This window comes from Candidatus Venteria ishoeyi (assembly GCF_030378065.1).
In the GTDB taxonomy this organism is placed as follows: Bacteria; Pseudomonadota; Gammaproteobacteria; order Beggiatoales; family Beggiatoaceae; genus Venteria; species Venteria ishoeyi.
This window is the reverse complement of the sequence record NZ_JAUCGJ010000038.1, coordinates 1-25347: the sequence shown is the minus strand read 5'-3', so window position 1 is coordinate 25347 and position 25347 is coordinate 1. Positions and strand designations below refer to the sequence as shown.

Annotated in this window: 20 protein-coding genes; 6 read left to right on the top strand and 14 right to left on the bottom strand. The window is 46.0% G+C overall.

Annotation, left to right across the window (positions count from 1 at the left end; genetic code table 11):
• The first annotated feature begins 62 nt into the window (after positions 1 to 62).
• Positions 63 to 2066, top strand: a complete 2004-nt coding sequence (locus QUF61_RS12860; protein ID WP_103922250.1) for a TonB-dependent receptor plug domain-containing protein — start codon at positions 63 to 65, stop codon at positions 2064 to 2066.
• A gap of 48 nt (positions 2067 to 2114) precedes the next feature.
• On the opposite strand, the gene xseA is transcribed toward QUF61_RS12860, so the two are convergent.
• From xseA to QUF61_RS12795, 13 genes are all read right to left on the bottom strand, one after another.
• Positions 2115 to 3461, bottom strand: a complete 1347-nt coding sequence (gene xseA / locus QUF61_RS12855) for an exodeoxyribonuclease VII large subunit (protein ID WP_289682032.1) — start codon at positions 3459 to 3461, stop codon at positions 2115 to 2117.
• A gap of 26 nt (positions 3462 to 3487) precedes the next feature.
• Complete coding sequence (locus QUF61_RS12850) at positions 3488 to 4075, bottom strand: DUF4276 family protein (protein ID WP_103922248.1); 588 nt, start codon at positions 4073 to 4075, stop codon at positions 3488 to 3490.
• Positions 4069 to 5181, bottom strand: a complete 1113-nt coding sequence (locus QUF61_RS12845; RefSeq protein ID WP_103922247.1) for an AAA family ATPase — start codon at positions 5179 to 5181, stop codon at positions 4069 to 4071. Before QUF61_RS12845 ends, QUF61_RS12850 begins: the two co-directional genes overlap by 7 nt.
• Before the next feature lie 15 nt (positions 5182 to 5196).
• On the bottom strand, positions 5197 to 5694 hold the full coding sequence (locus tag QUF61_RS12840) for an FKBP-type peptidyl-prolyl cis-trans isomerase (RefSeq protein ID WP_103922246.1): 498 nt from the start codon (positions 5692 to 5694) through the stop codon (positions 5197 to 5199).
• A 122-nt stretch (positions 5695 to 5816) separates the two neighbouring features.
• Positions 5817 to 6239 (bottom strand): F0F1 ATP synthase subunit epsilon, encoded by a 423-nt coding sequence (locus QUF61_RS12835; RefSeq protein ID WP_103922245.1) that lies wholly within the window; start codon positions 6237 to 6239, stop codon positions 5817 to 5819.
• A 215-nt stretch (positions 6240 to 6454) separates the two neighbouring features.
• The gene (atpD, locus tag QUF61_RS12830; protein ID WP_103922244.1) at positions 6455 to 7831 is read right to left on the bottom strand and encodes a F0F1 ATP synthase subunit beta; all 1377 of its coding nucleotides are present in this window, start codon (positions 7829 to 7831) and stop codon (positions 6455 to 6457) included.
• 82 nt (positions 7832 to 7913) lie between these two features.
• Positions 7914 to 8774 (bottom strand): F0F1 ATP synthase subunit gamma, encoded by an 861-nt coding sequence (gene atpG, locus QUF61_RS12825; protein WP_103922243.1) that lies wholly within the window; start codon positions 8772 to 8774, stop codon positions 7914 to 7916.
• A 103-nt stretch (positions 8775 to 8877) separates the two neighbouring features.
• Positions 8878 to 10419: a F0F1 ATP synthase subunit alpha gene (gene atpA / locus QUF61_RS12820; protein WP_289682030.1), complete on the bottom strand. Its 1542-nt coding sequence runs from the start codon at positions 10417 to 10419 to the stop codon at positions 8878 to 8880.
• A gap of 63 nt (positions 10420 to 10482) precedes the next feature.
• Positions 10483 to 11046, bottom strand: coding sequence for a F0F1 ATP synthase subunit delta (locus QUF61_RS12815; protein ID WP_103922241.1), 564 nt, complete (start codon positions 11044 to 11046; stop codon positions 10483 to 10485).
• A 15-nt stretch (positions 11047 to 11061) separates the two neighbouring features.
• The gene (locus tag QUF61_RS12810) at positions 11062 to 11532 is read right to left on the bottom strand and encodes a F0F1 ATP synthase subunit B (protein WP_103922240.1); all 471 of its coding nucleotides are present in this window, start codon (positions 11530 to 11532) and stop codon (positions 11062 to 11064) included.
• Positions 11533 to 11583: 51 nt separating this feature from the next.
• A complete protein-coding gene (gene atpE, locus QUF61_RS12805; RefSeq protein ID WP_286019590.1) occupies positions 11584 to 11880 on the bottom strand; it encodes a F0F1 ATP synthase subunit C in 297 nt (98 codons plus the stop codon).
• 84 nt (positions 11881 to 11964) lie between these two features.
• Positions 11965 to 12756, bottom strand: a complete 792-nt coding sequence (gene atpB / locus QUF61_RS12800) for a F0F1 ATP synthase subunit A (protein ID WP_103922238.1) — start codon at positions 12754 to 12756, stop codon at positions 11965 to 11967.
• Positions 12753 to 13238: an ATP synthase subunit I gene (locus QUF61_RS12795; protein ID WP_146066897.1), complete on the bottom strand. Its 486-nt coding sequence runs from the start codon at positions 13236 to 13238 to the stop codon at positions 12753 to 12755. Before QUF61_RS12795 ends, atpB begins: the two co-directional genes overlap by 4 nt.
• A gap of 424 nt (positions 13239 to 13662) precedes the next feature.
• On the opposite strand from QUF61_RS12795, the gene QUF61_RS12790 reads away from it, so the two are divergent.
• Positions 13663 to 14556 (top strand): toll/interleukin-1 receptor domain-containing protein, encoded by an 894-nt coding sequence (locus QUF61_RS12790; RefSeq protein WP_289682029.1) that lies wholly within the window; start codon positions 13663 to 13665, stop codon positions 14554 to 14556.
• A gap of 86 nt (positions 14557 to 14642) precedes the next feature.
• On the top strand, positions 14643 to 17072 hold the full coding sequence (locus tag QUF61_RS12785) for a hypothetical protein (protein ID WP_289682028.1): 2430 nt from the start codon (positions 14643 to 14645) through the stop codon (positions 17070 to 17072).
• Between the two features lie 8 nt (positions 17073 to 17080).
• Here QUF61_RS12785 and QUF61_RS12780 read toward each other — a convergent pair whose 3' ends face one another.
• Positions 17081 to 17482, bottom strand: coding sequence for a bacteriohemerythrin (locus QUF61_RS12780; protein WP_289682027.1), 402 nt, complete (start codon positions 17480 to 17482; stop codon positions 17081 to 17083).
• Between the two features lie 398 nt (positions 17483 to 17880).
• On the opposite strand from QUF61_RS12780, the gene QUF61_RS12775 reads away from it, so the two are divergent.
• From QUF61_RS12775 to QUF61_RS12765, 3 genes are all read left to right on the top strand, one after another.
• Complete coding sequence (locus QUF61_RS12775) at positions 17881 to 21738, top strand: DUF3683 domain-containing protein (RefSeq protein WP_289682026.1); 3858 nt, start codon at positions 17881 to 17883, stop codon at positions 21736 to 21738.
• Positions 21739 to 21788: 50 nt separating this feature from the next.
• Entirely contained in the window at positions 21789 to 22373 is a 585-nt protein-coding gene (locus QUF61_RS12770; RefSeq protein ID WP_289682025.1) for a DUF1287 domain-containing protein, read from the top strand.
• A gap of 88 nt (positions 22374 to 22461) precedes the next feature.
• Positions 22462 to 25239 carry a ligand-binding sensor domain-containing protein gene (locus QUF61_RS12765; RefSeq protein WP_289682024.1) on the top strand — a complete coding sequence of 926 codons (2778 nt, stop codon included), beginning with the start codon at positions 22462 to 22464 and terminating at the stop codon, positions 25237 to 25239.
• Positions 25240 to 25347 lie beyond the last annotated feature (108 nt).

Here is a 25347-nt window from a genome sequence, read left to right as displayed (position 1 = left end):
TATGGGAAAACTATTGCAAATCAAGGAAGTCATTAAATAAAAATAAATTTTAGGACATTATTATGAATAAGAAATCATGGCAGCACAAAATAACAGTAATGATGGCTGTGTTCGCTGGTAGTAGCATTTTCCCCCTATTATCTTCTGTTGCAGCACAGGAAGACCCGAAAGAAATTATTCAAGATTTACGGGGCCTGAGCCTTGAGCAGTTGTTGGAAGTACGCATTGATGATATTGCCAGTGTGGCGCGTAAATCTCAGAAAATCACTGAAACTGCTGCTGCTGCTTTTGTCATTACCCGCGAAGATATACGCCGCGCGGGTATTACCAGCATCCCTGAGGCATTGCGCATGGCACCAGGTGTGCAGGTCGCACGTTTGGACTCCAGCACCTGGGCAGTGAGCATTCGTGGCTTAAATGGGCGCTTTTCCAGTAAACTGCTGGTACTGATAGATGGCCGCAGTGTTTACAGCCCCACCAGTTCCGGTACTTATTGGAACCGTATTAATACCGTGATGGCAGATCTGGAACGTATCGAGATTGTACGCGGTCCCGGTGGCACCTTATGGGGTGCAAATGCGGTAAATGGCGTCATTAATATCATCACCCGTCACAGCCAGGATACACAGGGCGCTATGCTCAGCACAAGCTTGGGTCAGGGCGGAGAAAAAGGCAGCTTAAGTGCGCGTTATGGCGGTGAGTTAGGTGACTCAGGCACTTACCGTTTCTATGCCAAAACTTCGACATTTAATGGCTCGGTTGATGCTTTAAATGCAAAGCAAAAAGATGATTGGCGTATGCAGACCGGCGGATTTCGTGCTGACTGGAAAAACGATGAAAAAGATGCCTTTAACATGCAGGCTGAGGTTTATCACAGTATTTTAAACAGCCCACCATTACAGCGTCCCGATATTGTTGATCGTAATCATCATAATGGCTTTTTCCTTTCTGGTCGCTGGCAGCATGATCTGGAAAATGGTAACACCATTCTACAAAGCTATTTCGAGCGGGAGAAGCGTACAGAATTCAATTTAACGGATTCCAGAAGAATCTGGGATATTGACTTTCAGCATCGCTTTCAACGTGGCGAGAAACAGGAATACGTCTGGGGTTTAGCTTATCGTTATATTACAGATCATCTGGTTTCACCTCCTGGCGGTGCAGTCAATTATAATCCACCTAAACGCCAGGACAACCTGTTCAGTGCTTTTATACAGGGAGAATGGATTTTGATACCGGAACACTGGTGGCTGACGCTGGGTACCAAATTTGAACATAATGATTATACTGGACTTGAAGTTCAACCCAGCGCACGTTTGTTGTGGCGTCCTTTTGACAAGCACCAACTATGGACTTCGGTTTCACGCGCAGTACATACACCTTCGCGCTCTAATTCAGATTTGGATGTTTCCAGTGTTCAGCAAGGGATGCGCATTAGCGTCAAGGGTAATCCTGACTTAAACTCAGAAGCCCTGCTGGCTTATGAATTGGGTTATCGTTATCATCCCTCTAAACGTTTCTTTTTAGATACAACGGTTTTTTATAATGATTATAAGCACCTGATTATTGCTGACATACAATTTTCTCCATTTCCACCGCCACCCACATTAAATCAGCATTTTACCAATGATATGAAAGGTTCGGGGCAAGGTTTTGAACTGGCTGGGCAATGGCAGATCGCAAAATCCTGGAAATTGATTACCAGTTATACTTATCTGGATATGCGTTTACAGGCGCTGAACCCGTCACTCAGCAGTCAGGAAAGCAAAGCGGGTAAAACACCGCAGCACCAACTTAATTTACGCAGTTTATGGAATCCTGCAAAAAACTGGGAAATTGACAGCAGTATTTATTATGTTGACAAACTGACGGAATCAAATACATCGGCTTATACGCGGGTAGACTTAAGATTAGGCTGGAAACCTCATCAAAATTTAAGCGTTTCTATCGGTGGACGTAATCTATTTGATCCGCATCATGCAGAGTTTGGTCAGGAAACAGGATCAACAATTATTACTCAGGAAATACCACGGACGTGGTATATACAGGTACAGTATCAGCATTAAGGAGTGGTTATGATTCACAGGGGACTGTGAACCGACAACTGTAAATTATCAAGTGCTTGCCTCATCAATCTGTTTGGATTCAACAACGCACCGGGCTACACCATCGACAAACTTTATTTGCAATTTTTGCCCAGTTTTTATCATTTCAATGCGGTGTAATACCTTTTTAGCACGCGCATCAGTGACAATACTATAACCCCGTTGCAAGGTTGCCAATGGGCTGACTGTATCCAGTCGTTTGCCCAGATTGGCTGCGGCTTGTTGATGGGTTTGTAAATGTTGCTTGATTTCGCGTAATAAGCGAGCTTGCAAATAATCTAATTGTTTAGACAAACTTTCAAGTTGCTGAGCGGGCTGTAAATCCAGTAAATGCTGCGCTTGCCGCGCCAGACGATACTGGTTTTGTTGCAGTGTTTTGTGTATGGCATGGTGTAAACGCAACTCAAAATTATCCAGGCGTTGACTGAAATCATTAAGCCGACTTTGTGGATGCTGCACCCGGGCGCTTAATAATGCCTGTTTTTGTTGCAAAAACTGTATTTTGTTTTTTAATTGCCGGATCAGATTCTGTTCAATCCGTATAAAACTATCCAGCCACACGCTGACATCAGGGCTGAGTAACTCAGCAGCAGCAGACGGCGTGGGCGCGCGCGCATCAGCCACAAAATCGCTGATACTGAAATCGGTTTCATGACCAATGGCTGAGACCACGGGCAGGCGACTGCTGGCTATTGTGCGCGCCAGGCGTTCATCATTAAAAGGCCATAAATCTTCTAAAGAACCACCGCCCCGGGTTAATAAAATAACATCATTAAGTGAGCTGGCATTGGCTTTTTTTAATGCACTAATGATTTCCCCAGCGGCATTTTCGCCTTGTACTGCAACCGGATAAATATAAACGGGAATAGCCGGGAAACGACGTTGCAGTACGCTTAATACATCATGAATGGCAGCACCGCTGGCTGAGGTGATGATTGCAATACCCTGAGCTAATAAAGGCAACGGCCTTTTACCCACGGCTTCAAATAAACCTTCTGCCAATAAACGCTGTTTTAAGGCTGCAAAGCGTTGTTGCAGCAAGCCCTCTCCCGCTGCCTGGATATGCTCAACAATTAATTGAAACTCACCGCGTCCCTCGTATAAGCTCACGCGGGCGCGCACAATCACCTGTAAACCATTTTTTGGCTGACAAGTATTTAATTGCGCACGATAACGAAACATCGCGCAACGCACCTGTGCTTGCGCATCTTTCAGGGAAAAGTAGAGATGTCCTGAAGCAGGGCGGGCCAGATTGGATATTTCACCCTCTACCCAGAGTATTGGAAACTGGGTTTCCAGCAGGGCGCGGGCTTTTTGATTGAGTTCGGAAACCTTGAGAATATCACGGGATTGCATGGTTTTGAAATGAACGATAAGCGTCTCTATTGAGTGAGTGCTGCCAATTTTTTGAGAAAATATTGTGCACTTGGACAAGCTGGATGAGCAGCAGCACGCTGAAGGGAAAAACCATAATCATTTAACATTTTTCTGGTAAATATTGGCTTTTTCTTACCTGGACCTCTGGTTTTATATTTGTTGGCAAGACATTTTAACTCATCCCAAGGCTTTTTTTCAGTACCTGAGAGTTCAGGGTTTTTGTGTTCAGAAACTTTCTTTTCCATCCATTTTTGCAATGCTTCAGTATCAGCAAGATACCAGGATTCTAATGCCTTGCAAGCAATACAGAGCAAATCAATATGCTCAATCCCAATACGTTGACGTGCTTGAGTAATACAAGGCTCACATTCCAAATCAGTCAGTACAACAATTTTATCTGGATTTGCTTGTTTCTGACAGAGTTCCACATAAGGCTGGATTTGCTGTGGGCATAAATTTCCTCCACCACGCACATCAATTACTGGATCACAAATTTCCAGTTCATATTGAACAGCCCAATCACGGAAATGCTTTGATTCAATCAGTATTTTTTCACAATCACCTTCAACGACAAAACCAACTTTGACTACCATGGCAATCCACCATTTAGTGCATTAGAAAGCCACATCTGATCAACAGAAATCCCGGTTTGTTTGGGAATATTTGCTTGTTTTATTTTTGTTGTACCGTCTTCATCTTTTTCAACTAACCAAAGCTCCCCATTATGCAAGCCTCTGATTACTGCTTCACTATGTGTTGTCAGCCAAATTGGAGCATTTTTTCCTGACTTCTCCCGAAAAAAATCAACCAATTCATAGATTGCTTTCGGGTGCAAGCCCCGCTCAGGTTCTTCAATTAAAGTAAAAGGTGATGTTCCCAGTGAGGTTTGACCTTGAAAAACAGCAACCAATAAACATAATAAATAAACTGTCCCTTCAGAAATTAAACGTGCTGGAAATATACTGTTTGCACCTTTTTCATGCAATAAAAATGAGACATTACCTGTTAAGTGCTCTCTGTTGGTTTGAAATTTTTTGAAGCCAGGCACAATTAATGTCAGCCACTCTTCAATTTCCTCTAACCTTTCTGTCTTAGAACAAGGCAGCATATTTTTTTCTTGCTCACGTTCAAATCTATTTAAAACATTTGCCAGATTATTTCCTGTTTCATTTAATTGAGCATTAGAATAATTAGATAGGGAAGGGGGATATTTAGCAGATACAGGATCAATTTTATAAACTCTTACACCTTTCAGGAACTCCTTAACCCATCGGTAATACTCTTTTCGGATTCGATTTTTGGTATTTTTACCTTTTATCGGCGCTGCTTGTTCCAGGTTATCGGAATATTTTTCCTCTTTATCTTTAAGGTTTCTATTTTTCAGATCAATCGTTAATTTATACTGATAAATTACATCTTCATCTCTGGTGTGGTCACGAATAATTGCCTCAATTACAAATTCAAAAAATTGATTATTTTCAGCAGAACGCTGATAACAATAAATATTTTCATAACCACCATATTGTCTGATTGCTTCTTCAGCACCAAAATGCAAAATTTTACCAACAAAATTCATCGCATCAAAAAAATTACTTTTCCCTGAACCATTAGGACCTGCAAATACTGAAAAAGGCTGGATATTACGCAACTCAAGCATGTTGATGCTTTTAAAATTACTTATTTTGAGATAGCGAATCATATCTTTTCGCTAATTCTAATGCACACTACCAGTATTAATAGCAGGATCTTGTTCCGGTTCGCCCGTTTTAATCTCTTCCGCCGTAGGATTACGCACGTCTGCAACCTTGACATAAAACGTGACATTTTGCCCTGCTAAAGGATGATTGGCATCCACCGTCAGTTTGCCATTTTCAATTTTTGTCACATAAAAAGTTTTGCTTTCGCCCTGTTCATTCTGGAACTGAACTTCCGCGCCAATACGATGAAATTCTGGAGGGACATTGCTCATGTCATCAGTAAAACTCAGGCTGGGATCGCGTGGCCCATAAGCTTCATTCGGCATCAGGGTGACACTGACTTGCTCGCCTACCATCTTGCCTTCTAAAGCGGCTTCAACGGGTAAAAACAAACCCTTGTCAGAACCCTGAATATAACCAACGGGTACATCAGAAGATTCAAAAAATTCACCTTGCTGATTTTTGATGGAATAGGTAATAAATACAACCTTACCTTGGCTGACAGGAATCGTCATTGATATGCTCCATTTAAGCAATTTAACTTGAGTTTGGTCAAACTTGATTTTTTCGTTAGATGCAAACAAGCCCCATTCACCGTTTTTAGCGGTGAATGGGGCTTGTCTATTATGTTTTGGATTTACTTAATCCGCTTACGCAGTTTTTCAATCGCCTGAATCTGTGCCATAGCTTCTATCAGTTCAGCTTGCGCTTTGGCATAGTCAATATCGGACTGCTTATTGGCTAACAGGGCTTCGGCCTGTTCTTTGGCTTTCAGCGCCGCCGCTTCATCCAGGTCTTTTGCCCGCAAAGCCGTATCAGCTAATACTGTCACCGTATGCGGTTGGATTTCCAACATGCCGCCAGAGATGAAATACGACTCTTCTGTTTTAGGATCGATTTGCACCCGAACTTCACCGGGTTTCAGTGTCGTCAGCAGTGGCGCATGGCGGGGAGAAATACCCACCTCGCCCATTACCGCAGGCGCAAACACCATTTCCGCCAGACCGGAAAAAATCTTTTCCTTGGCACTGACTATATCAACATGGACGGTCATCGTCATAATCTTGACTCCCTGAAACCTTTACAATTTTTTGACTTTGCCGTTGTTTGGCACTTAGGAGCGAGAATTTTATAACTTCAGAAACTTGACTGGTCTTTTTCTCCATTTTCTGTGTTCTGAAAACAGTTACATAGCTTGCTATGTGCCTGTTTTCACGCCTTGAAAATGAATAAAAATCCTGCGCCCTGCTTCTGAAGTTATTTTATCCTCACTCTTTATAATTTTTTAGCGCGCTCAACGACTTCGTCAATGCCACCAACCATATAAAACGCTTGTTCCGGTAAATGATCGTACTCACCCGCAATAATCGCCTTAAACCCGGAAATGGTATCTTTTAAGGAAACATATTTACCTGGAGAACCGGTAAAGACTTCAGCCACAAAGAACGGTTGTGACAGAAAACGCTGAATTTTACGGGCGCGTGATACGACTTGTTTATCTTCTTCAGATAATTCATCCATCCCCAGAATGGCGATAATATCTTTTAATTCTTTATAGCGTTGCAGTGTACCCTGTACCGCGCGCGCCACATCATAATGTTCCTGACCAACAACCAAAGGATCAAGCTGGCGACTGGTAGAGTCTAATGGGTCAACCGCAGGGTAAATGCCTAATTCAGCAACCTGGCGAGACAATACAACGGTTGCGTCCAAATGTGCAAAAGTGGTTGCAGGCGAAGGATCGGTCAAATCATCAGCCGGTACATAAACCGCCTGAATTGAAGTAATAGAACCGGTTTTAGTCGAAGTAATACGCTCTTGCAATGCGCCCATCTCGCCAGCCAGCGTAGGTTGATAACCTACCGCAGAAGGCATACGTCCGAGCAATGCGGAAACCTCGGTACCTGCCAGGGTATAACGATAAATATTATCAATAAATAGTAATACGTCACGACCTTCATCACGGAAAGCTTCTGCCATGGTCAAACCGGTCAGCGCAACACGCAGACGGTTACCTGGAGGCTCATTCATCTGCCCGTAAACCAGTGATACCTTGTCGAGTACGTTGCCTTCTTTCATTTCATGATAGAAGTCATTACCTTCACGGGTACGTTCACCAACCCCGGCAAATACGGAATAACCGCTGTGCTCAATCGCAATATTACGAATCAGCTCCATCATGTTCACGGTTTTACCTACACCCGCACCACCAAACAGACCCACCTTGCCGCCCTTGGCGAAAGGACAAATCAAGTCGATTACCTTGATGCCGGTTTCCAGCAATTCATTGGTATTAGCCAGCTCTTCAAACTTGGGTGCGCTGCGGTGAATCGCCCAATGCTCTTCTGCGCCAATATCGCCTGCTTCATCAACCGGATTGCCTAATACATCCATGATGCGACCCAGGGTTTTTTGACCAACAGGCACCTGAATCGGTGCGCCGGTATTAGCCACTGGCATATTACGCTTCATGCCTTCGGTAGTACCCATTGCAATGGTACGAACAACGCCATCACCAAGCTGTTGTTGTACTTCAAGGGTCAGATCATTACCTTCTACAGTAAGTGCATCATAGACTTTTGGCATGTTGCCACGGGCAAATTCCACGTCCACAACCGCGCCAATAATCTGTACAATTTTGCCTGAACTCATGACTTTCCTCTTACACTAATTCTTGGATATGATGTTGCGCAAGGACAAAAAAATTGCCCATGTATCACACGTTATTTGATTATTATACCGCTGCTGCGCCTGCAACAATTTCAGATAATTCCTGAGTAATTGCAGCTTGACGCGCTTTATTATAAGCCAACTGTAACTCATCGATAAGATCGCCCGCATTATCAGATGCGCTTTTCATGGCAACCATACGCGCAGATTGTTCACAGGCGATATTTTCTACCACACCCTGATAAACCCGGGATTCAATATAACGTGCTAACAAACTGTCTAATACATCTTCTGCATCAGGCTCATAAATATAATCCCAATGATGACTCAAATCTTCATTTTCTTCTGCTTTTAATGGCAGCAACTGCTCTAAGGTGGGCTGTTGTGTCATGGTATTGACAAATTTATTGTAAACCAGCACCAGTTGATCGATTTCACCATTAGTAAAGGCATCCAGCATGACCTTAACTGAACCAATCAATGCTTCAATATTAGGCGTATCGGATAAGCTTTCAGGCTGGGAAATGATCTTTGCGCCAACGCGTTTAAAAAAAGCACTGCCTTTGCTGCCAATGGTGCAAAGGCTGACATCCAACTCATCTTTATCCCACTGCTTCATTTGATTCAGGGAGAATTTGAAGAGATTGGTATTCAAACCACCGCATAAGCCACGATCTGAAGAAACCACAACCAGTCCGATACGTTTGACTTCACGGGACTGCATATAAAGATGCTGGTATTCCGGGTGCGCGTTAGCAAGATGTCCAATTACTTTTTGGATTTTTTCAGCATAGGGGCGAGACTCTTCCATCTGTACCTGTGCTTTACGCATTTTACTTGCAGCAACCATTTCCATTGCGCGCGTAATTTTTTGTGTATTCTTTACGCTGGAAATTTTACCACGGATTTCCTTACCACTTGCCATGCTCTATTACTTCCCAAAAAAGTGGAAATTAAAGCAAAAGCACTGATTGTTGCTGTTCATCGCACAATCAGTACTTTCCTCAGAATCCTGTATTACCAATAAATTACCAGGAATGATTTGCTTTGAAATCATCTAAAGCCGCTGTAAAGGCTTTAATAATTTCATCATTATAATCCCCTGACGCATTGACCTTGTCGAGTAAATCCTGTTGATTTGCCCGCATATAACTGTGCAATGCCTGTTCAAAGTCAACCACCTTGTTGACATCAACATCATCCAGATAACCTTCGTTAATGGCAAACAGGGAAGCCGCCATTTCAGCAACGGTTAGCGGTGAGTACTGCTTCTGTTTCATTAATTCAGTTGCGCGCTGACCACGTTCAATCTGTTTTCGGGTCGCTTCATCTAAATCGGAAGCAAACTGGGCAAAAGCCGCTAATTCACGATATTGCGCCAGGGTCAGGCGAATACCACCACCCAGCTTTTTAATAATCTTGGTTTGTGCAGCACCACCCACACGAGAAACGGATAGACCTGCATTAATCGCTGGACGAATATTGGCATTAAACAAATCCGTTTCCAGGAAAATCTGTCCGTCAGTAATCGAAATTACGTTGGTGGGAACAAATGCCGAAACGTCACCGGCCTGGGTTTCAATAATAGGTAATGCAGTTAAAGAGCCAGTCTGACCTTTGACTTTACCATCAGTTAGTTTTTCAACTTCAGCAGCATTAATGCGCGCAGCGCGTTCCAATAAGCGAGAATGCAAATAGAATACATCACCGGGATAGGCTTCACGACCTGGCGGACGGCGCAGCAACAGGGAAACCTGACGGTATGCCCAGGCTTGCTTGGTTAAATCATCATACACAATCAGGGCATCTTCACCGCGATCACGGAAAAATTCACCCATGGTGCAACCGGCGTAAGGGCCGATGTACTGCATGGCTGCCGAGTCAGACGCTGAAGCCGCAACAATAATGGTATGTGACAGAGCATCATATTCTTCCAGTTTGCGCACAACATTGGCAATAGAAGAGGCTTTTTGCCCAACCGCAACATAAATACATTTAACGCCGGTGTCTTTCTGGTTAATAATTGCGTCAATGGCAACAGCGGTTTTACCCGTCTGACGGTCACCAATAATCAGCTCACGTTGTCCGCGACCAATCGGCACCATGGCATCCAATGCTTTTACACCGGTTTGCACCGGCTGGTTCACTGCCTGACGATTAATGACACCAGGTGCAACTTTTTCAATCGCTGAGTTTTCAGTGCAACCTACCGGGCCTTTGCCATCAATGGGATTACCCAATGAATCAACAACGCGACCTAATAAAGCTTCACCAACCGGCACTTCCAGTACCTTACCGGTACATTTAACCACATCACCTTCAGTAATATGCTCATAAGCACCCAGAATCACAGCACCCACAGAATCACGCTCTAAGTTCAACGCCATCCCATAAGTATTATCAGGGAATTCCAGCATTTCCCCTTGCATTGCATCGGCGAGTCCGTGGATACGCACGATACCGTCCGTAACACTGACTACAGAACCCTCACTACGCGCTTGCGTATCGAGTTCATAACCTTGAATTTTATTCTTAATCAGTTCACTGATTTCAGATGGATTAAGCTGCATGATATTCTCTCAAAAACTGTTTTAGTCTGTGTTCAGGTTTACCGGAGCGACTTTAGCCAGGTTTCAGCCCTGAAGCTCCACGGCCATATTTTCCAGACGGCCCCGCACCGATAAATCAATCAACTGGTCATTCGCACGAATCAACCAACCACCCATTAAAGAACGATCAATCGTGATATTCACATTCACTTTTTTGCCGTAACGTTTTTCCAGCATTTTTATTAATTCTGCTTTTTGCGGCGCTCTGACTGCATAAGTAGACGTCACCTCAACACTGACATAAGCTTCCTGTTTAGCTTTTAGCAATTCATATTGTTTGGCAATTTCTGCCACTGCTAATAGCCGATCATTTTCCACCAGTGTCTGAATCAGGTTTTCTGCCTGCTTTTCAAATTCCGCAGACAGTTCTGTTTGCTGACAACAACCTTCCTGACACAGTTCCCACAGAAACTTAAGCAAAGTTTCTTTATCCACTTGTGGATTACGGGTTATCTCTTCCAGCTCGGGTGATGATGTCACCACGCTGAGAAACTCAATGAGATTTGACCACTGCGTCAGATTATCGGTTTCAACTGCCAGTTCAAACAATGCTTCTGCGTAAGGCCGCGCTAAAGTTGCAAGTTCCATGCGTATTTAACCGCCTTAAATTTTCTGTGCCAGTTTATTAATGAATTCACCGTGCGCTTTTGCATTCACCTCTTTCTCAAGGATTTTGTGAACCCCTTCCAGAACGATTTCAGCAAATTCTTCACGCAGGTGCGTCTTCGCCCGATTTATTTCCTGCTCAATTTCAACTTGAGCAGCGTCTAACTGGCGCTGACCTTCCTGACGACCGGTATCTTTTGATTCCTCAATAATTTCATTGGCGCGTTTATTAGCCTGAGCAATCACATCAGCAGACTGCTGTTTGGCTTCGCGTAAGCGTTCAACCGCTTTCTTCTCAGCCAGTTCCAACTCATGCTTGCCGCGCTCTGCTGCTGCCAGCCCATCTGTAATCCGCTTGCGACGATCTGCCATCATCTGCGTCATCGGTCCCCACAAGAACCGATTGACAAACCAGACCAATACTGCAAACGTGAATATCTGCCCCAATAACGTGGCTGTTATGTTCACGCTTATTCTCCCTTTGAATTAGAGATAATAAAAAATCAACGACAAGGACGACTAGTGTCCGCCAGCAGCTTTGCTGGTTGCTGACAGAAATGCGCCAACAAAAGGATTAGCCGTTACAAACCACATGGAGAGACCCAATACAATCATGGGAAACGCTTCCATCAATCCACCAGTAAACAACATTTGCCCCATTAACTGAGGACGCATTTCTGGTTGACGCGCAATACCTTCCAGGTATTTAGCACAAATCAAACCCCAACCTAATGCGGAACCAAGTCCAGCACCAGCGAGAATGATACCCGCACCAATTGCGGTATAAGCGTAAATCGTGCTAAGCGCTGCGATCATATCAGGGGACATTGAATGTTCTCCTTAAAATAGGTTTTTGAAAAAAAAATAAAGCAAGAAATCGAATAAAAAATCCAGAGCAAGCTAATGCTCATCCGCAGTTTGATGCGCCACGCTGAGATAAGCAATCGTCAGCAACATAAAAATGTAAGCTTGCAGCGTAATAATCAAAATATGGAATATTGCCCAGATACCACCGGGCAGAAATTGTATCCACCAGGGTAATAACGCAATCAATAAGAAAATCAGTTCACCGGCAAACATATTACCAAACAAACGTAAACTCATGCTGATTGGCTTAGCCAGCTCTTCAATCGTGGTCATGAGAATATTAAATGGCATCAAAATAATTTTTGCAATGGTGTTGTTTGCCTGGAAAGGATGAAACAGGAACAGTTTAAAATACCCAAAACCACCCTTAATCTTAATATTATAAAAGATAATCAGTGCAAATACACTTAAAGAAAGACCAAATGTGGTTGCCAAATCTGTGGTGGGTACGACTTTAAGATATTCAATCCCGACAAAGCCAGCAAGTAATGGCAATAAATCCACGGGAATTAAATCCATGGCATTCATCAGGAAAATCCACACAAAAACGGTCAAGGCTAATGGCCCAATCAACGGGTTATAACCATCAAACATTTCTTTAACCTGAGTTTCAACAAACTCCAAAATACCCTCAAGGGCATTTTGTAACGGCCCGGGATTATCAGGATCAAGATTTTTGCCAACCTTGTAACTGACAAAAGCAATCAGACCCGCCAGTATCCAACCGATAACCAAAGTATCAATATTCAGTGTCCAAAAACCACCGTCATACTGAGGGGTACTAAGATTTTTCAGGTGATGGGAGATATAATCAGTTGAACTCACTTATCTCTTACTCCGCTTTGAGTTAAATTTCCAGAATCGTTATCAAACGATGCCTTGTCCGCTGTCATTAAATAAGCCAACTGCGCAACAGCAAAAGCAGCCAGCAAAGGCAATGGGGCCAGTTTAAGCACCCACATACCTAAAATAAAAAAACTTAAAGTTGCAATAAAACGTTGTACTGCGCCCAGATAAAAAACACCGGTTTCAGTACCGGGCAGATATTCTGCTTGTTTTGCGGCAGATTGTAATCTGCGCACTGCCAGCCAGACATTAAATATTGCAATAAAGCCACCATATACGGCGGAAATCAATATAAAAATACTGAATCCTTGATATAGGTAAAAGCCAATGGCAACGCCAATTGTTAATGTAATCTGTGTAGTCAGCAGCCTTTGTGAGGCTTTCATTAAATCGGCATGTAATACCGCTGTATTTGCGTCGGCTTCCACAACGGCTTGTTTTGGCGTGTGTTTATCGTCCATATTTAGTTTTACCCAAAGTTCCACACCAAAATACCCCCAAAAATATGGGCGCTGATAAAATACCTGTTTCAAGTGCGGCGCATTATTACAAATTTACCCCGCCCAGGTCAATATCCCGATAAAAAATAATTATACAGGTATTTTTTAAAACTTGCAGGCTACAAAATATTTTAGAGATAGATTTCAGAATTAATTCCCTTGCAGGACTGGCAGTCCTTTATCCAAAAAATTTCCAGAATGCTGATATTCCTTATTTTTCAAGCCAAGAGGACTGCCAGTCCTTCATGATAATTTTTACCGGAACAAAAGTGGGACATGATTTTATACTACATTGGGAAATTTTCACCACCCCAGGCCGCACCTCGCTATAATAGACTACTATCATCGTTTTGAAAAAACGTGAAAATACAGGAAAAAAATAACCATGTCCGAGAAAAATGTCTTACATGAAGCCTTAAACCGCTTAATTCCCTCGCAATTTGAAGAAGTCCTGTTTCACTACGATATTCCCACGCAAAATGTACCGCCTGGAGCGCAAACAGAACGTGCTATAACAGTGATTCGTTATGCTGAAAGTCATAGCGAATTGCCGCAACTACATCAGGCGATTACAACTGTTACCGGTAATGACTTTATCACTGGCGCAGCACCTGCTCCGGTTGCGGCGGATATTCCGACTGCTCCATCTGCAACACTGCCAGCTACGGAAAATACCTCGGCACAGGCTATCAGTAACACCCCGGAAATTTTTATTTCTTATGCCTGGGGCGGCGACAACGAAGCAATCGTCAATCAACTGGATGCTTCTCTGAAAGAGCGCGGCATCACTATTATTCGTGACAAACGCGATTTGGGTTATCGCGGTGGCATTGCTGATTTCATGCGCCGCATCGGGCGTGGGCATTATGTGCTGGTGATTATCAGCGATAAATATCTGAAATCACAAAACTGCATGTTTGAATTATTGGAAGTTGCACAACATGGCGATTGGCGTGAGCGGGTGTTTCCGATTGTATTAGCCGATGCCAATATCTATAAAGCCATTAACCGCATCAAATACATAAAGCATTGGGAAAATGAAATTGCTGAACTTGATGCTGCGATAAAAGAAGTAGGCGCGGCAGACTTGCAAGGTATTCGGGAAGAAATTGATCTCTATACACGCATTCGCGCGCAAATTTCAGGTCTGGCTGAATTTTTCAAAGATATGAATACCCTGACCCCGGACATGCACGCAGGCGATGACTTCCAAGTCTTGTACGATACCTTGACGAAACAAATCAAGGCCGATCAACTGCCTGCCGACAACCCCAACTAGCCCCACCCACACCACCCGCGCCAGCGGCTGGGGCTAAACCCGCGCAACTATCCCTGTCTTCCATCCTGACGCTGAATACCGGCGAGGTGTTTGTACGCCGCGAGCCGGAGTTAAAGCGGCTGGAACTCGCCTGCGCCGATACCCGGCAGAACATCATACTGTTTCACGCCGCTGGCGGCACGGGCAAAACCGCGCTACTGAAAGCATGGCTCAAACAATTGGAGGTAAATAACTGGAATGGTTTTGACAAAGTTTATGGCTGGAGTTTTTACAGCCAGGGCACGGATGAGGCGCGGCAGGCTTCTTCGGAAAGTTTTGTGCATGACGCGCTGATTTTTTTCGGGGATGCCGAGCCGGATGCCGGTACGGCGCTGGATAAAGCGGCGCGACTGGTGGCGCTGGTGCAGGCACAGAAAACGTTGCTGCTGTTGGACGGTCTGGAGCCTTTGCAGCACAAGGCGCAGCCACAGGGCAAGCTGCGCGATGCAGGACTGGAGCGGCTGCTGAATGACCTGGCCTTGCACAATCCCGGCTTGCTGGTGGTGAGCAGTCGTTTAGCCATTCCCGGTTTTGACTGGCAGGGCGTGGCACAAATACCGGTGGATGCGTTTGCAGCGGCGGATGGCGCGGCCTTGTTACAGGCGCTGGGGGTGCAGGGTACGGCGCAGGAACTGGAGACGGCTTCCACTGCATTTGGTGGTCACGGTCTGGCGCTGGTGTTGCTGGCGACCTGGTTAAAGGCTTTGCATGGTGCTGATGTGCGTTGTCATCAGGAAGTGGCCTTACTGGATGCGGCGGATGTGGAATATTTCGGTGGTCATGCGCAGCGGGTGATGCGCTCTTATGAACAGTTTTTTGGCGAGGATAGCGCAGAAATTGCCTTGTTAAAGGTTTTGAGTTTGTTTGACCGGCCTGTGTGCTGGGAAGAAGTTATGGTGGTGTTGGAGCCGTCGCTAATTCAGGGTTTGACGGATAAGTTAGGTCATGTAGAAAAACAGGGTGGTTTTCTGGGCTTTTTTCAGCATGAGACTTTCGTGCGCCTGGATGACAAGCACTGGGCGGTTTTGTTACAGCGTTTGGGCGAGGCGCGTTTGTTGAATAATAGTGCAGATGCTGACTTGGGAGATGAAGTTGTAATAGCCCAATCTGAGGACTGGACGCCTTTAAAAGTATTTGATACCCACCCGCTGATTCGTGAGCATTTTGCCGCCGGTTTGCAAAGGATGCCGGATGTCTGGCGTGAGGCCAATCGGCGTTTGTATGAATATTATAAAAATCAGGCGGTGGAATTTCCGGATAGTTTTGAAACTATGCAACCCTTGTATGCGGCGGTGGGACATGGGTGTCGGGCGGGGTTGCATTTAGAAGCTTTGAATGATGTGTACTGGAAACGTATTTTGCGTGAGAATAAATTTTTCAGTATACGAAAACTGGGTTTATTGGGTTCGGATTTGTCCGCTTTGGCTGGCATGTTTGCAACACTGTGGACAAGGCCGGTTGCCACGTTAGGTGAAGATTGGCAAGGTTTTATCCTTAATCACGCCGCCATCTGCCTGCGTGCCCAAAGCCGCCTGCGTGAGGCGCTGGAGCCGATGCGGGCGGGTGAGGACATGCGTGTTGCGCAAGAGAGTTGGCTAAATGCTGCAAAAAGTGCAGGCAACCTCAGCGAACTCCAGGTGACGCTGGGGGATTTAAGCGCGGCGGTGGAGTCGGCGCGGCGTAGCATGGCGTGGGCGGATAAAAGTGAGGATGCCTCTTGGCGTATGGTAAGTCGCACCACGCTGGCAGATGCCTTGCAGCTCAGTGGCGAGTCTGAGGCGGCGCTGGTTTTGTTTGCTGAAGCAGAAACCATGCAGCAGGAATGGCAGTCAGAGTATCCGTTGTTGTATAGCTTGCGGGGGTATCGGTATTGTGATGCTTTGTTGGCGAGGGTGGCGCAGATGGATAACAGTGCTGCGCGGGGGCTTATTCTTGAGCTGCGGGAGCGAGGGGAGAAAACACTGGATTGGGTAACAAATCATTTCACAAATATGGGCTTGCTTGATATTTCTCTCCACCACCTTACCCTTGCCCGTGTTCAGGTCTTGTCCACGCGGTTTACGGTGGATAACGCTGGCGCTAATCCGCCCTACACTGATGACAATTCCGCGCAGGCGGTGGAGATAGGGGGGCATTTCCAGCAGGCGGTGGCTGGCTTGCGTGATTCGGGCAACCAGGATGATTTGCCTCGCGGTTTATTACACCGCGCCACCTGGTATATGCAGCAAGGCAGGCTGGCGAAAGCACAGCGGGATTTACAGGAAGCCTTGCAGATTGCTCAGCGCGGCGAGATGCGCTTGCATGAGGTGGATGCGCATTTGGGTTTTGCTGCCTTGTTAAAGCGTCCCGATTTTGAAAACCTGGAAGCTTTGGAGCCAAACCTGAGTGCAGGGGCGCATTTAGACCGGGCCGAGGCGCTGATTGACGCGACTGGCTACGAATCGCGGCGCGGGAGGCTGGCGGCATTACGTCAATAAGAGGAGCTTTAGCTTTGTCCTACACGTTTCAAATGTGCCGCTAAGGCGCTGTCCATAGTGCGCGAATGAAGCTCAAACCAGCGGGGTATCTGTTCGTGAATAAAAGCGCGGCCCACGCTCAGCTCACCCGCTGCAACCTGGGCGGCAAGGTGTTTAAATGCTTCAAGCACGCGCTGGTGTTCACCCATATGTATGTGGATGGGGGGAAAGCCGCTGGTTTTCATTAATTCGTTTTCCGCCGCGAAATGCGCTTCGGTATGCCTGAGCAATGCCGCAAACAGCTCGCTGAATGTGGCATCAGGCGCAGTATCAAGCTGATTGACCTGCGCCACGAATTGGCGATGCGTTTCATCCATTTCCGCCACGCCCAGACGGTAATTTTGTTCAAAAGATTCAATCAGTTCAGACATGTGCCTTACTCCGGCGGTAAATAATCATTTTTTCCAGGTACATCAGCAAGCTTATTTTGACGGAAATGCAGACCTGACAGATTTTAAAAACCTGTCAGGTCTTTGGTATGAAGCCCGACATAAGAGTAACTAACAGCGATGGAGAAAACAAGCAAGTATCATTCACGCAGTGTCATATTTTGACTCATGCTTAAGCACCCCGTTCCGTTCTGCGCTGAAGCATTACCAGAGTTACCCCGGCCTGGCTGATGGAATTTTATATTTTCTTGAAATATCTAAACCAGCGCAATAACATTCCTGTTTAATCTATAAACACCCATGCTATGATGCTATAAATCTACATTTCTCTGTCAAAATCTGGCAAACAACCCCCTCTTATATTAAGGATGACTGGCCCCATGAAGCAGCGCATTCGTGAAATTCCCTATAATTACACTTCTTTTTCTGATCGTGAAATCGTATTGCGCTTACTCGGTCAGGAAGGCTGGGAAATCCTCCAGCAATTACGGGGGCAGCGCGTGACCGGGCGCTCCGCCAGGATGTTATTGGAAGTGCTGGGGGATATGTGGGTGGTACAGCGCAATCCTTTTATTCAGGATGACTTGCTGGCACACCCCAAACGCCGTCAGGACTTGCTTGATGCGCTGTATCATCGTCTGGAGCAAGTGCGTTCCCGCGCGCAAAATAATCAACTGGCATTGCAACTTGCTGGCTTGGCGCAGCAGGCAGCGCAGCGTTTTGATAGCGCCCTGCAACAACAACATGCGTTGCGAGCGCAGGTATCACAGCGTTTAGCCAAGCTGACGCGCGCGGATAATATTTGTTTTGATGGCCTGTCGCGGGTGTCTCACGCCACTGATGCTACTGACTGGCGCGTGGAACATCCGCTGGGGGTATTAACCCCGGATTCGGAAGCGGAGTTGGGGGCTTTGGTGCAAACCTGCATGGCAATGGGTCTGCCGCTGATTCCTCGCGGTGGCGGCACCGGCTATACCGGTAGCGCCGTGCCATTAACCGCTGATGCGCTGGTCATTAATACTGAAAAACTGGATGCCATCAGCGCAATCCAGTCCCGTCAATTACCGGGTTTGGCGCAAGCTGTGAATACTGTACGTGTGGAAGCCGGTGTGGTAACAGTGAAAGTCACCGAGGCTGCCAGCAAACACAATCTGGTATTTGCCGTTGACCCGACTTCTCAGGAGGCTTCCACCATCGGTGGCAATATTGCCATGAATGCTGGCGGTAAAAAAGCCGTGTTATGGGGTACCACGCTGGACAATCTGCTGTCCTGGAAAATGCTCATGCCTGCGCCGGAAGGCAAAGCGCATTGGGTGGTGGTTGAGCGGCTTAAGCATAACCTGGGCAAAATTCATGAGCAGGAGACGGTTGAGTTTCGTATCACACGTTTGGCTCTGGATGGTCAAACATCATTAGGGGAAGCTGAGCTTATTTGCGTTCCCGGTCACAGCTTCCGTAAAATTGGCCTGGGCAAGGATGTCACCAATAAGGTATTGCATCAGATTCCCGGCGTGCAGAAAGAGGGCTGTGACGGCCTGATTACTTCTGCCGAGTTTATTTTGCATCCACAGCCTGCGGTCATTCATACGGTGTGCATGGAGTTTTTCGGCACGGTGCGCGAAGCGGTGCCAGCGATTACCGAAACCATTGATGATTTGGGACAAATGCCTAACGTGCAACTGGCGGGGCTGGAACACCTGGATGCGCGTTATATCAAAGCCGTGCAATATTCCACCAAATCCAGCCGCGCAGAATTACCGCGCATGGTGTTATTGGCAGATATTGCTGCTGATAATCTGGCAGCGGTGGAGCAGGCCACGCAAGTGGTGGTGCAGCATACCCAGGCCAGAAACGGCGAAGCCTTTATCGCCACCAGCAGCGCCGAGCGCCAGCGCTTCTGGGTGGAGCGCAAGCGTACCGCCGCGATTGCCGCCCATACCAATGCCTTTAAGATTAATGAAGATGTGGTGATTCCGCTTGATAAGCTGGCGGATTACAGCGATGGCATAGAGCGCATCAATATTGAGCAATCTATCCGTAACAAGTTAAAAATGCTGGATGGCTTTGCGGATTATATTGCGCAGCGTTTGCCGCAACAACTGGATGAAGTTGAGTCAGCGGAGATTATTCAGGCTAAACAAAAAACAGCAAATACCCTGCTTAAGCAGATTCGAGCGCAATGGCTGTGCATATTGGAGAAAATGGATGAGTCGGTTGCCGCGCATCCTGATTTATTTGACAGCCCGGCTCTGCAACAAGGCCAGGCGCAGGTTAAAGCAACAGATAGCTTATTCCAGGCGCTGCAACAACAGCAACTGCGGGTTTCCTTCCGCCACAGTATTGAGCGTCCGCTGAAAGAGATTTTTAATGGACGCGCTTTTGTTTCTGTGCGCCAGCAATTTGATAAGATTCATCAAAATCACCGCGCCAGCCGTTTATTTGTGGCTTTGCACATGCACGCGGGTGATGGCAATGTACATACCAATATCCCGGTCAATTCTCACGATTATGAGATGTTACACGCCGCTGAACTCATGGTTGACCGCATTATGCAGCTTGCCAGTGATTTGGGCGGGGTGATTTCCGGCGAGCATGGTATCGGCATGACCAAGCTGCAATATTTGGATGCTGATAGTAAAGCCGCTTTTGCCCAATATAAACAAGAAGTTGACCCGCAGGGCTTTTTTAACCGGGGAAAATTACTGGAAGGCAGCGGTCTGGAAAATGCCTATACGCCCTCTTTGCGTTTATTATCGCAGGAAGCCTTGATTTTAGAAGCAACGGATTTAGGCGAACTCAACACCCTGGTCAAAGATTGTTTGCGTTGCGGTAAATGCAAACCACAATGCACCACCCATATACCCCGCGCCAATTTACTCTATTCGCCGCGCAATAAAATCCTCGCCAGCGGTCTGCTGATTGAAGCGGTGCTTTATGAAGAACAAACCCGGCGCGGCTTGTCGATTGCTCACTATCAGGCATTTAATGACATTGCCGATCACTGCACCGTATGCCATCGTTGCCTTAAACCGTGTCCGGTGAATATTGATTTTGGCGATGTCACGGTCAAAATCCGCGAAATATTACGCGCCCAGAAACAGAAACGTGAGAACATCGGCAGCCGCTTATCCATGCTGTTTCTGAATACCAACAACCCGCGTTTGATTCGATTTTTGCGTCATGCCTTAATACGCGGCGGTTATGCGGGACAGCGCACGGGCTATTTTCTGGCAAAAGCTCTGCAACTGAATCCGCCGGGGCAGCAACCGGCAAAAACCACAGGCAAAACCAAGCTTGTCAGTCAGGTTTTGCATTTTGTGAAAAAACCCCTGCCCGGTCAATTACCCGCCAAACCCATGCGCGGCTTGTTAAATATTGAAAACCCGCATCAGGTTTCCATTATCCGCGACCCGCAGCAATGTGCGGAAGATGCCGAAGCGGTGTTTTATTTCCCCGGCTGCGGTTCCGAGCGTTTGTTCAGCCAGGTGGGTCTGGCAACCCTGGCAATGCTCTATCACAGCGGTGTGCAAACCGTACTGCCACCCGGTTATTTATGTTGTGGTTATCCACAAATTGCCAGCGGTGACAAAGACAAGGGTCATGCGATTACTATGGATAATCGCGTGCTGTTTCACCGTATTGCCAATACGCTGAACTATCTGGACATTAAAACTGTGATTCTGTCTTGTGGCACTTGCATGGATCAACTCTTAAAATATGAATTTCAGCAGATTTTTCCAGATTGTCGTTTATTGGATATTCATGAATATTTAATGGAAAAAGGCCAGCAGCTCCCTACGCAAGGTGCGAAGGAACAAGAGACGCAATATCTCTATCATGAACCTTGTCACACCCCAATGAAAACTCACCCACCATTGCAAGTGATAGAAAACCTGCTGGGCAAGCCTGCAACCTTGTCTGACCGCTGCTGCGGGGAGGCCGGTACTTTTGCCGTTGCTCGTCCCGACATTGCCACTCAGGTGCGCTTTCGCAAGCAACAGGAAATTAAACAAGGCATTAAGTCATTAACCGGACAGGAAACAGCCAAGGCTGGCAATGTGCGCATGTTAACCAGTTGCCCAGCCTGCCAGCAAGGGCTGGCACGTTATCAGGCAGATACTGGCATGGAAACTGATTATATCGTGGTGGAAATGGCACGCAAACAATTGGGCGCAGATTGGGATGAAGTATTTGTGAAAGAAGCCATAAAACACGGGATGGAGTCGGTTTTATTATGATGCAACTAAAGACAAGGCAACACCACGCTCTTTGGTTTTGGTTTTTTTGTTTGCCATTAATAGGCACTTGTCATGCGGAAACTGCCACTGTCGCAGTGGTTAACCCGGATATTCAAAGCATGATACAAGGTGCGGTGGCGCAAATTGGAAAAACCCGCTTTTACGATGGCGCTTACCGCAAACTGCAATATCCAGGTGGTGATATACCGCTGGAAACGGGTGTATGCACTGATGTTGTGATTCGTGCCTTGCGTCAGGTCGATATTGACCTGCAAGTGCTGGTGCATCAGGACATGCGCAAAGCCTTTGCGCATTATCCTAACAACTGGGGGCTGAAGACCACAGATCGTAATATCGACCACCGCCGCGTACCGAATCTGCAAACTTTTTTCAAGCGTCAGGGAAAAGCGCTGCCAGTCACCCAAAATCCAGCAGATTATAAACCGGGTGATTTGGTCACCTGGCGATTACCCAGTAATTTACTGCATATCGGTATTGTTTCCAATTACCAAAGCCGTGATGAGCAGCATTTGCTTATTCTCCATAATATTGGCGCAGGCACTCAAATGGAAGATATCTTGTTTGAATTTGAAATTACCGGGCATTACCGCTATTTTCCTTTAATGGGGAAATAGTCAATAACAAAACTTGTTCAAAATGGTGGATGGCGCAATGCTTATCCGCCTTACGGGTTAGGCCCCGGAGGATAAATACCGGATAAATATGAAATGTCTCAATATAGCGTATAACACTGTCATTGTGTTTCTGACAGTGCTATGGGCCTTGAGCAGCCAGGCTGAGGAGCCTGATATCAGGTTCAGCCATACGCTTAACATTAAGATGGAACTCAGGGACAATGGCGTTGCCCAAGACCGGGATGGCTTTATCTGGTTAGCCACCCAATCCGGGCTGGCTCGCTATGATGGTTATGATCTGAAATTATATAAAAATAACGGTACACCCAAGCAACCTTTAAGCAATCAGGTCAATACGGTTCTGGCAGACAAGGAAGGCTTTATTTGGCTTGGCACTTTTGGCTCAGGCGTTAATAAGTATGATAAAAATACCGATATTTTTACTTATTATCAACATAACAAGGATAAGCCTGACAGCTTATTGAATAATCAGGTTTGGGAACTTTATGAAAGCCGGGACGGTAATATCTGGATTGGTACTCAGCAGGGTGTCAGTCAGTTTAATAAAAGTACCGCTAAATTTATTAATTATCAGCATGTTCCCGGTGATGCTAATAGCTTCAATGGCACTAACACCCGAGCCATATTTGAAGACAGTGACGGTATTATGTGGTTTGGTACGCGTGATAACGGGCTTAACCGTTTTGATCGCATCAGCCAAAGTTTTAGCCACTATAAAAATGATCCCGGCAATCCCCACAGTTTGAGTGGTAACGCTATTGGTACAATTTATCAGGATCGCAGTGGGGTATTATGGATTGGCACCCTTGATGGTGGACTTAACCGCTATGATAAAGAGACCAATCAGTTTATTGTCTATAAGAATGACCCGGATAGCCCTCACAGTTTAAGCCATAACGATGTCAGGGTTATTTATGAAGACAACAGCGGCAGGTTATGGGTGGGTACTGGTGGCGGGGGTGTCAACTTATTTGACCGTGCCAGTGAAACCTTCAAAGTCTACAAGAATACCGCCAATAATCCTCATAGTCTTGGATTTGATGCAGTCTGGAATCTGCTGGAAGATGATTCGGGAATTATCTGGCTGTTCAGCCCTGCTGGCAAGGTTGATAAGTATGATTACAAAACGCAACAGTTCAAGCTTTATCAACATATACCCAATAACCCCAACAGCCTGTCTAGCAGCGCTATTATGCGTATCTATGAAGATAGCAAGGGTATACTGTGGCTGGGAGGCTTTCGCGGTGGTTCATTAAACCGCTTTGATAGAGAAACCTGCCAATTCATCCACTACCCCGCTGACCCCGATGACCCCACTAAGTTGAGATTTGCCTACCCCACTTTTTTTATTGAAGACAGCCAGGGTAACTTCTGGGTATCAACCAGCAATTTTTCCGTGTCCCCCTTCAGCCTTTTTGACCGGGAAAGTGGGCGGGTTATTAAGCGTTATGAACATGATCCCAACGATCCTGACAGCTTTCCCCGTTCATTGGTCAATTTCACTATGGCAAATGACAAAGATGATCCCGACATATTGTGGATTGGCACTTATTTTGGGGGTTTGGTCAGGTTTAACAAAATAACAGAGCGTTTTACCGTTTATACCAATGACCCTGCTGATCCTGACAGTATCGGGGGCAATAACCTGTACAACATCTATGATGACGGTCGGGGAGTGCTGTGGGTTGCCACGCAAAAAGGGGGGCTTAACCGGTTTAATAAAAAAACCAAAAAATTTAAACGTTACCAGCATGATCCAAACAACCCCAAAAGTATCAGCAAAGGCTTTATTGGTAATATTATGGAAGACAGCGCCGGTAATTTATGGGTGACGCCTTTTGGGGCGGGTCTGGATAAATTTGATAAGGCAACTGGAACCTTTATTCACCATACCACTGAAAATGGTTTCCCCAGCAATCTGGTTTATGCGCCCCATGAAGATAAACAAGGTTATTTTTGGCTGTCTTCTGATAGTGGGCTGATCAAATTCAACCCTAAAAGCGGCAGGGTGGAAAAAGTTTATGATGAAAGTGATGGCTTGCAGGGTGATGTGTTTAACTATTTCTCCTTTGAGCAAACTGCGGATGGTCTCTTTTGGTATGCGGGCATGAATGGGGTCAACAGCTTCCATCCGGAAATGATAATTGATAATCCTTATGTCCCCCCTATCCAATTGACTGCTTTCAGGCAGGGCGGTGAAGATATGGATTTTGGCAAGGCGTTTGAAAGACTCAGCGCGGTAGAACTGGATTGGCGCTATAACTTTTTTGAATTTGAGTTTGCCGCCTTAAGTTATACCCAGCCGGAAAAGAACCAGTATCAATATATGCTGGAAGGTTTTGACAGTGACTGGTTTAATTCCGGCAATCGGCGGTTTGGTAAGTATACCGGCCTGCCGGGAGGGGAATACAGCTTGAAAATCAAAGGCTCCAACAATGATGGCGTGTGGAATGAGGAAGGCATAAGCATCAAGCTGACCGTGCTATCCCCCTACTGGCAAACCCAGTGGTTTCAGGGCGCAGCAACCTTGTTGCTGATTGGGCTGGCAAGCATTGGCATAAGCTGGCGCATTCGCGCTATTGAACTCCAACGGCAGGCATTGGCGCAGCAGGTAGCTGAGCGCACCGCTGAACTCAATCACTCTAATGAGCAGTTGATTATAGCCAAGAATGCTGCTGAAGCTGCCAACCGTGCCAAGAGCTTATTTATTGCCAATATGTCACACGAACTGCGCACCCCGCTTAATGCCATTCTGGGTTTTTCTCAATTAATGGCTGGCGCATCAGACACCACATCGAAACAAAAAGAAAATCTGGATATTATTAATAGAGATGTTGCCAAATAACCTAAATTAAAAAAACTCCCGCCCCATGCCCGTTTACCCTATGAATTACCCTCTACATTCCAGATTGAAGTTCCATAATCCAGCCGCTAGAAAAATAAATTTATCATC